Genomic DNA, 6,830 nt, shown 5'->3' on the forward strand with positions numbered 1-6,830 from the left:
CTATTTGGGGGAGGTGACCCCCCGGAGAAGTGATTTCCCCATTTTTTCCAGGCTCTTGGCTACCGAGCCGTCCAGGAATGTATTACCGATTCTCAGCTTCAGTCCTCCCAACAACTGTGGATCAACCTTGGCCTTCATCCTTATCTCCTTTTCCATGGATTTCTCGAGTCTATCGTATATCTGTTTGTACTCGTCTTCGTCAAGTGGTATTGCCGTGAAGGCTGTAACAAAGACCACATTCATGCGGTCCATGTACAGGGTGTTGAAAGATGAAGCTGTGGATGTCAAGTATTCCTGTTCCTTCCTTTCCGCCAGCAAGCCGAGAAACTCCAAAACTATTCCGTGGACCTGAATTCCGAGGATCGATGAAAGGATTCTCACCTTTTCTGCAGGTGGCACTTTCGTCGTGAAGAAAAAGAGTCGAAAGAACGATTCACCCTCATAAACTGACGAAACGAATTTCAGCGAAACTCGGACTTCTTCTTCAACCCCGTGCTTGCTCGCCAGCGTGTAAAGCGCAGCGGCAAATTGTCGAGGTTTTTTACTTGGCATCAGACCTGTCTACCTTGTCCAAAGAGTCATTGATCAAGGAGAGATTATCTTCTTTCGTGAGGTTCTTGCCGATGATTTTGGAAGCAGCGTGCAGGGAAAGATTCACGACTTCTTGCCTGATCTCGGAAAGGGCATTTTCTTTCTCCGCCTGAATTCTTTTCTCTGCCTCCTTTCGAAGATGTTCGGACTCCTCCTTGGCTTTTTCAAGCATCCGTTCCTTGATCTTTTCGGTTCTGGCCTTCCCCTCAGCTACGATAACCTGAGCTTCCCCTCTCGCCTTCCTCAGCATTTCTTCATACTCTTTTGATATTCTCTCCACTGCCTGCTGGACTTCGTCTGCCTCCTTTAGAGACTGGCGAATCCGCTTTTCACGCCGATCGAGCGCATCCGTTAGCGGCTTCCAAACAAACTTCGCCATAACGCCCAGGAGCACGAGAAAAGTGACAACGGTCCAGATGAATAGACCGGGCTCTATTCGGATGAGGGGATTATCCATACTGTCACCTAATCTTGTTGGCTCATTTCAATTAACCACTCCGAAGGGACACACTTCTCCTTCAAATTATTATGGACACGGCTCGCTGAAAGAAATGAACGGTCGATCAGAATAGAAGCAGATTCCCGACTATTTCATCAATGCGATAATCAGGCAGAATACCTCGCCAAGTATCGCCACTCCTTCGAGGAGGAACAGAGGAAGGTTTACGGCAGCGGTTATTTGTGCTGCCGCTTCAGGCTGCCGTGCAATTGACTCCGCTGCCGCCTGAGTAAATCGACTGATTCCGTAACCGGTGCCCACAACGATTAGACCGAGTCCGATTGCCGCACCGAAATAGTGAAGCGTGGATCCCCCTTCCTGAGCGAGAGCAGGTGTCGTCGAACCAAGCAATAGAATCAAGACAATCATAACAACAGGTGACCGTCTCATGGACATATCCTCCTTATCGTTGAATTCCTTCTGCAACGTAACCAAATTCCCGCATCTCAATGATGTGGGTGAATGGCCATACCGATAAAAATTGCAGACAGAAGCGTGAATACATATGCCTGTATCAAAATGATGATGATCTCCAAACCTGAAATTGCAGCACCTAAAGGTACAGAGACAAAGGCTCCCACGGCAATTCCGGCCAGGGGGTTGAATAAGTCAGCGAAAATAAAAATAAATGACATAATTGCCAGAATGGCAATGTGTCCACCTGTCATATTCGCTGCCAGCCGCATGGTCAGGGCAAACGGTTTTACTAGCATGGCCATAATCTCGACTGGGACCAGAATAAAATAGACGAGAAACGGATATCCCCCTGGAGCCAGGTTTTTCCAGTAGCCTCTAAATCCATGGGCAAAGGTTCCGGCGGCAATAATTCCAAAAAAAGTAACAGTGGCCAAACCGGCCGTGACGTTGAAGTTACCCGTTGCGGTGGACCCCCCCGGAATGAGATCAAAGATCGGTACGAGTCCCAATGCGTTGGACGTGAGAATGAAGAAGAAAAACGTCAGAATAAGTGGCGACCAAACGGCCGCATGATCCCTCCCCACGTTGGGAACGATCACCTGATTCCTTATGTATTCTACCATGGTCTCGAGCCCGTTCATGAAACCCGTGGGAACCGGCAACTTTTCCTTTCGGTAACGCCTGCTGGCAAGATAGAAAACGGTAAACACGGTGACCGCTGCCACCCATAACATGATCACATGCTTTGTAATGGACAGGTTGATCCCGAAGACGGTTGGCAGCTTCAGGATGGGATCACTGTTGGACACATGATCAAGTATCATTTGTCCAATCCTATCAGCAAAATCTCCGTTAGCTTCGGTCTGAGTTGCCGCCTCTATCACTGGGTTTTTCTACTTGGAATTCCAGGTCAGAAATAATCGCCTAAAATACAAAGCCTCTGCCAGATGAAGAAGAACAAAAACGCCGAAAAAGGTGGCGATAAATGTAACGACGTGCAGCTCCACAACAGTTACCACAATGACCGTGATAATTCCGTACAAAGTCATCTTCACAAGAAAACTCGTAACGTTCGCCTTCATCAACTTCGAGGGATCCTCTGTCACCATTCTCCTCATTACGAAAAAGGTGGGGATGTTAATGCCCAGGGGAATTCCCGACCCTACCAATGCTGAAACCAGAAGACTACTCACAGGCAGTGATTCACTGCTTGAAAACCACCTTTGCTATCTCATAAAAACCCACCGCAAGGCCCAGGAGAATACCTCCCAGGAAGAGCCAGGGAGAGGTGTCCAACCAGTTGTCAAGGATCCAACCCAGCGCACCCATGAGCAGAATGGATCCCACCAACGTGTAAGAGGCGGTGATGTGAGGACCCGATTGGCGAAGAGTCTTCGAAAATATTTCGAGAACTTTACTCAGAAAAGCTTCATTGTCCCTGTCGGGGGTCACTTCCATTCCGTGGGAAAATTTCCTGCGACTTCAGAACCCTCATGTTGGGACGCGATGTCGCATCTCCCCTCAAAATGGGCTCCTTCCTCGATCACCAACTCGCGGTAAACAATGTCTCCCCTGACGGACGATTGACTTCGGAGAATCACTTTTCCGGAAGTGTTGAGATTCCCCTCAACCACTCCTCCAATGTATGCGTCTTGGGCCGTAATGTCACCCTTGATGTATGCGGTTTTCGTAGCTCGCACGGGACCGGTTGCCGTTACGTTCCCATAAACCTTCCCAGAAATGATGGCGCCTCCATTCAGAACCACGTCGCCTCGGATCACGGCATCCTCACCGATCATTGTTTCCACATGTTTCAAGCTGTCCTGCGCCACAATGCCTTAGGAACTGCCGGGTGATTCACCCATTAACGACTGAGTCCGATACTCAGCAATGATCTCTTTCGGATCAACCGGTTCGCCGTTTTTCCAAATCTCAAAATGAAGGTGGGGACCAGTGGCAATGCCGGAATCACCCACCAGGGCTATCAGCTCTCCCCGTTCCGCCGACTGCCGTTCACGCACAAGATTTATCTGGTTATGGCCGTAGAAAGTGAAGTACCCGTCCCCGTGAGACATGATTACAAGATTCCCGCTTTGATAGGTCCAACCGGAGAATACCACCAGACCCGATGCCGCGGCGTGAATCGCCGTTCCGGATCTGGCCGCAACGTCCAGGGCAAGATGATCATCCAACTGGCTCAAAGGGTCACGGTAGAATTCCTGAGTTACGAAGCCCTCTACTGGTGTGTAGGAAGGTATGTTATCCAGATAAGATACTAAGGCATCTATGTTGTCCCGAGGGGAAAGGTTCGGGATAAGTGATTCACCCGATACCTGCTCGTAGGAGAGTTCCAGGTTCATCCCCAGGACCTTCTCAATACGGCTATTCATCTCTTTGATGCGATTCAGGTCCCGGATCAACGTAGTGACTTTCATTCTCTCTGCCATGAGCGTTTGGTGACGTTTTTTCATACGATCGTAATCGAGGATTCTCGGCGTGGCGTAGATGACCAGTGCCACGACCAGAGCCGTGACAAGAATTACGGCGACGAGAACAACCTGAAAGGTCCCCCTCCTGACGTTGAATCGACGCGTCGTCTCTGAATCCTCTGACACGAGAATAGCAGTGTACTTTTTGCTCGGCATAAAACCTCTGTTTAGAACTCCTCCGCTTCCATGTCTGCAAAAAGCTCCAGCAGGCGCTGCAGATCATCCTGGGAATAGTACTCCACCTCGATGACGCCCCCCTTCGATCTCTCACGGATCGTCACCTTCGTCCCAAGAATCGCAATCAGGTCATTCTCTACTTTCCGTATCTCCACTGACTTTGGAACGGAAAGGAGATGGCTGCGTCTCATCGCCTTCTTCTCACCGGCCATTGCATTCGCCACCAGTTCTTCCGTTGCCCGAACTGACTCATCCCTCTCCACGATTCTCTTCCAAAGTCGCACCATGTCCCGGGTGTTTTTGAGTCCCAGAAGGGCCCTTGCGTGACCCGCTGTAATCTCCTCACGCTTCAGACTCTCTTTGATCCGTTCAGGAAGATTTAGGAGCCGCAGCGTATTTGAGACAGCCACGCGGCTTTTCCCCACCGCCCTGGCTATCTCGGCGTGAGACAGAGTGTATTTTTTCTTTAACGTGGCGTAAGCCTCGGCCTCCTCAATGGCATTAAGGTTTTCCCTCTGAAGATTTTCGATGAGGGCATACTCCATCATCTCCACATCGCTGTCAATCTCAAGAATCAGTGCGGCTATCTCTTCCAGACCGGCCAGTTTTGCAGCGCGCCAACGCCGTTCCCCAACAATAAGCTCATATCCATCTCCCTTGCTCCTCACTGTAATGGGCTGAATAATCCCCTTTTCGCGAATGGAGTTGGCGAGTTCCTCGAGACTTCTATTGGCCCCGGGAGATTCAAAATCCTGCCTGGGTTGAAACGGGTTCGGTGTGATACGGTCGATAGGAACCAGTAATGTCGATTCGGGACCCGCCGTCTCCTCAAAAGTGCGACCTATCAGGGCGCCGAGCCCTTTACCGAGTCTGTCTGCTGTCACGCTCCAACATCTCCTCTACCAACATAAGATAGTCCTGTGCCCCGGGTGAATTCGCCTCGTACAATAAAACTGGCTTTCCAAAGCCAGGAGCTTCGCCGAGTCTGACATTTCTTCGGACCACCGTCTTGAAGGTGTTGTCAGTAAAGTAACGGCGCACTTCCCTCTCCACCTGCTTCGAAAGATTGAGTCTTCCGTCATACATGGTGACCAGAACCCCTTCAATATCGAGCTTCCTGTTTAAATGCCGTTGAACCAGACGAATGGTGTTTAACAGCTGACTCAAACCCTCCAGCGCGTAATACTCACATTGGATCGGAATGAGCACTGAATCGGCAAAAGAGAGAGCATTAAGGGTAAGAAGACCCAGAGACGGTGGGCAGTCCAACAAGACATACTCGTAATCATCCGTGATCTGCCGTAATGCGTCCCTGAGATAGTATTCCCGCGCCATCAGCCCCACAAGCTCCACCTCCGCCCCCACGAGATCGTGGGTACTCGGTATGATGTGCAAATGAGATAGGGTCGTCGGCAGGATTCCTTTTTTCACCGGGACATCTTTGATAAGTATATCATATATCGTGGTCGAGTCAAGCTCAACCAGGTCAGACACTCCCGTGGTTGCGTTCGACTGAGGATCAAGATCCACAAGAAGGGTCATACGTTCCGATACTGCCAGACACGCGGCAATATTGACAGCGGAGGTTGTCTTTCCAACGCCCCCCTTTTGATTGGCGAATGCAATGACTTTGCCCATGGAATTTCTTTATACGTAAGCAAAATGAATTTAAGCCGGAGAGGGTGCTAAAACAAGAAGATCTCCCCTGTCAAGAGGCGGTTTTCTCGTCGAGAACTGGCCAAAATATGCTTGCAGCGTACCTCCCTCTCGGCTAAATTGAATTGCCTCATTTGACCTTTAGTCTGGACCAATAAGTAGAAAACCACAGAGGCCACAGAGGGAACTTTTGAACTTCTAATCTTGGGTTCACCAAAGTATGACATTAGCCAAAATACTTCTGGACAGAACCTCCAAATAGACTATACTAAAGCTTTTGAATATTATGTTGACGTTCTCTGTGTTCTCTGTGGTTAATAAGTAAATTAAGTTCGTTCACGATGCGCAAACCCGTAACACTTATTACTGGTGCCAATGGTGAGATTGGCCACGGTCTCATCGCCGCCCTGGCCCACAAAGGAGAGACCAACGTTGTTGGCCTTGATCTCGATCCTCTGGAAGACCGGATACGGGACAAGGTTCTGGAGAGTGTGATGGGAACTGTTCTGGACCGAAATCTTCTCGAACGGATCAATGCTGAGTACGAGATTTCCACAGTCTATCACCTGGCAGCTATCCTGAGCGCCCGGGCGGAATATTCTCCCATGACGGCCCACGATGTCAATGTTGGGGGGATGATTAATCTGCTGCATCTGGCCCTTGAACAGGCGGAAAGTCAGGGACGACCCGTGAAATTCTTTTTCCCCAGCTCAATTGCCGTTTACGGGATGGGAGGGCCTCGCGAGCGACACGACGCAGGCGGCATAACCGAAGATGAATATCGACATCCCGAGACCATGTACGGTTGCAACAAACTTTACTGTGAGAGCCTGGGCATATACTTCTCCCGCTTCTATAAGCGGCTGACTGCCGAGCCCAATCCCGATCGCCTTGATTTCAGGGCACTCAGATTCCCCGGACTCATTAGCGCTGTCACACTACCTTCAGGAGGAATGACCGACTACGGTTCCGAAATGATTCACGCCGCAGCCAGAGACATG

General features: G+C 50.0%; 11 protein-coding genes. 1 reads left to right on the forward strand and 10 read right to left on the reverse strand.

All coding sequences use genetic code 11. The features are described 5' to 3' along the window. From atpH to V3U24_07900, 10 genes are all read right to left on the reverse strand, one after another. Complete coding sequence (gene atpH, locus V3U24_07855; protein ID MEE9167356.1) at positions 1-552, reverse strand: ATP synthase F1 subunit delta; 552 nt, start codon at positions 550-552, stop codon at positions 1-3. After that, on the reverse strand, positions 542-1,048 hold the full coding sequence (gene atpF, locus V3U24_07860; GenBank protein ID MEE9167357.1) for a F0F1 ATP synthase subunit B: 507 nt from the start codon (positions 1,046-1,048) through the stop codon (positions 542-544). The genes atpH and atpF overlap by 11 nt, the downstream gene beginning before the upstream one ends. A 129-nt stretch (positions 1,049-1,177) precedes the next feature. Continuing rightward, positions 1,178-1,480 carry an ATP synthase F0 subunit C gene (locus tag V3U24_07865; GenBank protein ID MEE9167358.1) on the reverse strand — a complete coding sequence of 101 codons (303 nt, stop codon included), beginning with the start codon at positions 1,478-1,480 and terminating at the stop codon, positions 1,178-1,180. Between the two features lie 56 nt (positions 1,481-1,536). Continuing rightward, entirely contained in the window at positions 1,537-2,331 is a 795-nt protein-coding gene (gene atpB, locus V3U24_07870; protein MEE9167359.1) for a F0F1 ATP synthase subunit A, read from the reverse strand. A gap of 69 nt (positions 2,332-2,400) precedes the next feature. Then, complete coding sequence (locus V3U24_07875) at positions 2,401-2,700, reverse strand: hypothetical protein (protein MEE9167360.1); 300 nt, start codon at positions 2,698-2,700, stop codon at positions 2,401-2,403. Positions 2,701-2,710: 10 nt separating this feature from the next. Continuing rightward, positions 2,711-2,965 (reverse strand): AtpZ/AtpI family protein, encoded by a 255-nt coding sequence (locus V3U24_07880; GenBank protein MEE9167361.1) that lies wholly within the window; start codon positions 2,963-2,965, stop codon positions 2,711-2,713. After that, on the reverse strand, positions 2,956-3,315 hold the full coding sequence (locus V3U24_07885; protein ID MEE9167362.1) for a polymer-forming cytoskeletal protein: 360 nt from the start codon (positions 3,313-3,315) through the stop codon (positions 2,956-2,958). Before V3U24_07885 ends, V3U24_07880 begins: the two co-directional genes overlap by 10 nt. Positions 3,316-3,345: 30 nt before the next feature. Further along, positions 3,346-4,152 carry a peptidoglycan DD-metalloendopeptidase family protein gene (locus V3U24_07890; GenBank protein MEE9167363.1) on the reverse strand — a complete coding sequence of 269 codons (807 nt, stop codon included), beginning with the start codon at positions 4,150-4,152 and terminating at the stop codon, positions 3,346-3,348. A gap of 11 nt (positions 4,153-4,163) precedes the next feature. Next, positions 4,164-5,057: a ParB/RepB/Spo0J family partition protein gene (locus V3U24_07895; GenBank protein ID MEE9167364.1), complete on the reverse strand. Its 894-nt coding sequence runs from the start codon at positions 5,055-5,057 to the stop codon at positions 4,164-4,166. Next, the gene (locus V3U24_07900) at positions 5,035-5,811 is read right to left on the reverse strand and encodes an AAA family ATPase (GenBank protein ID MEE9167365.1); all 777 of its coding nucleotides are present in this window, start codon (positions 5,809-5,811) and stop codon (positions 5,035-5,037) included. Before V3U24_07900 ends, V3U24_07895 begins: the two co-directional genes overlap by 23 nt. 359 nt (positions 5,812-6,170) lie before the next feature. Here V3U24_07900 and V3U24_07905 point away from each other — a divergent pair. Beyond that, positions 6,171-6,830: NAD-dependent epimerase/dehydratase family protein (locus tag V3U24_07905; GenBank protein ID MEE9167366.1), on the forward strand; the 660-nt coding region annotated here is incomplete at its 3' end.

The sequence above is a fragment of the Candidatus Neomarinimicrobiota bacterium genome, assembly GCA_036476315.1.
Lineage (GTDB): Bacteria > Fidelibacterota > Marinisomatia > Marinisomatales > S15-B10 > JAZGBI01.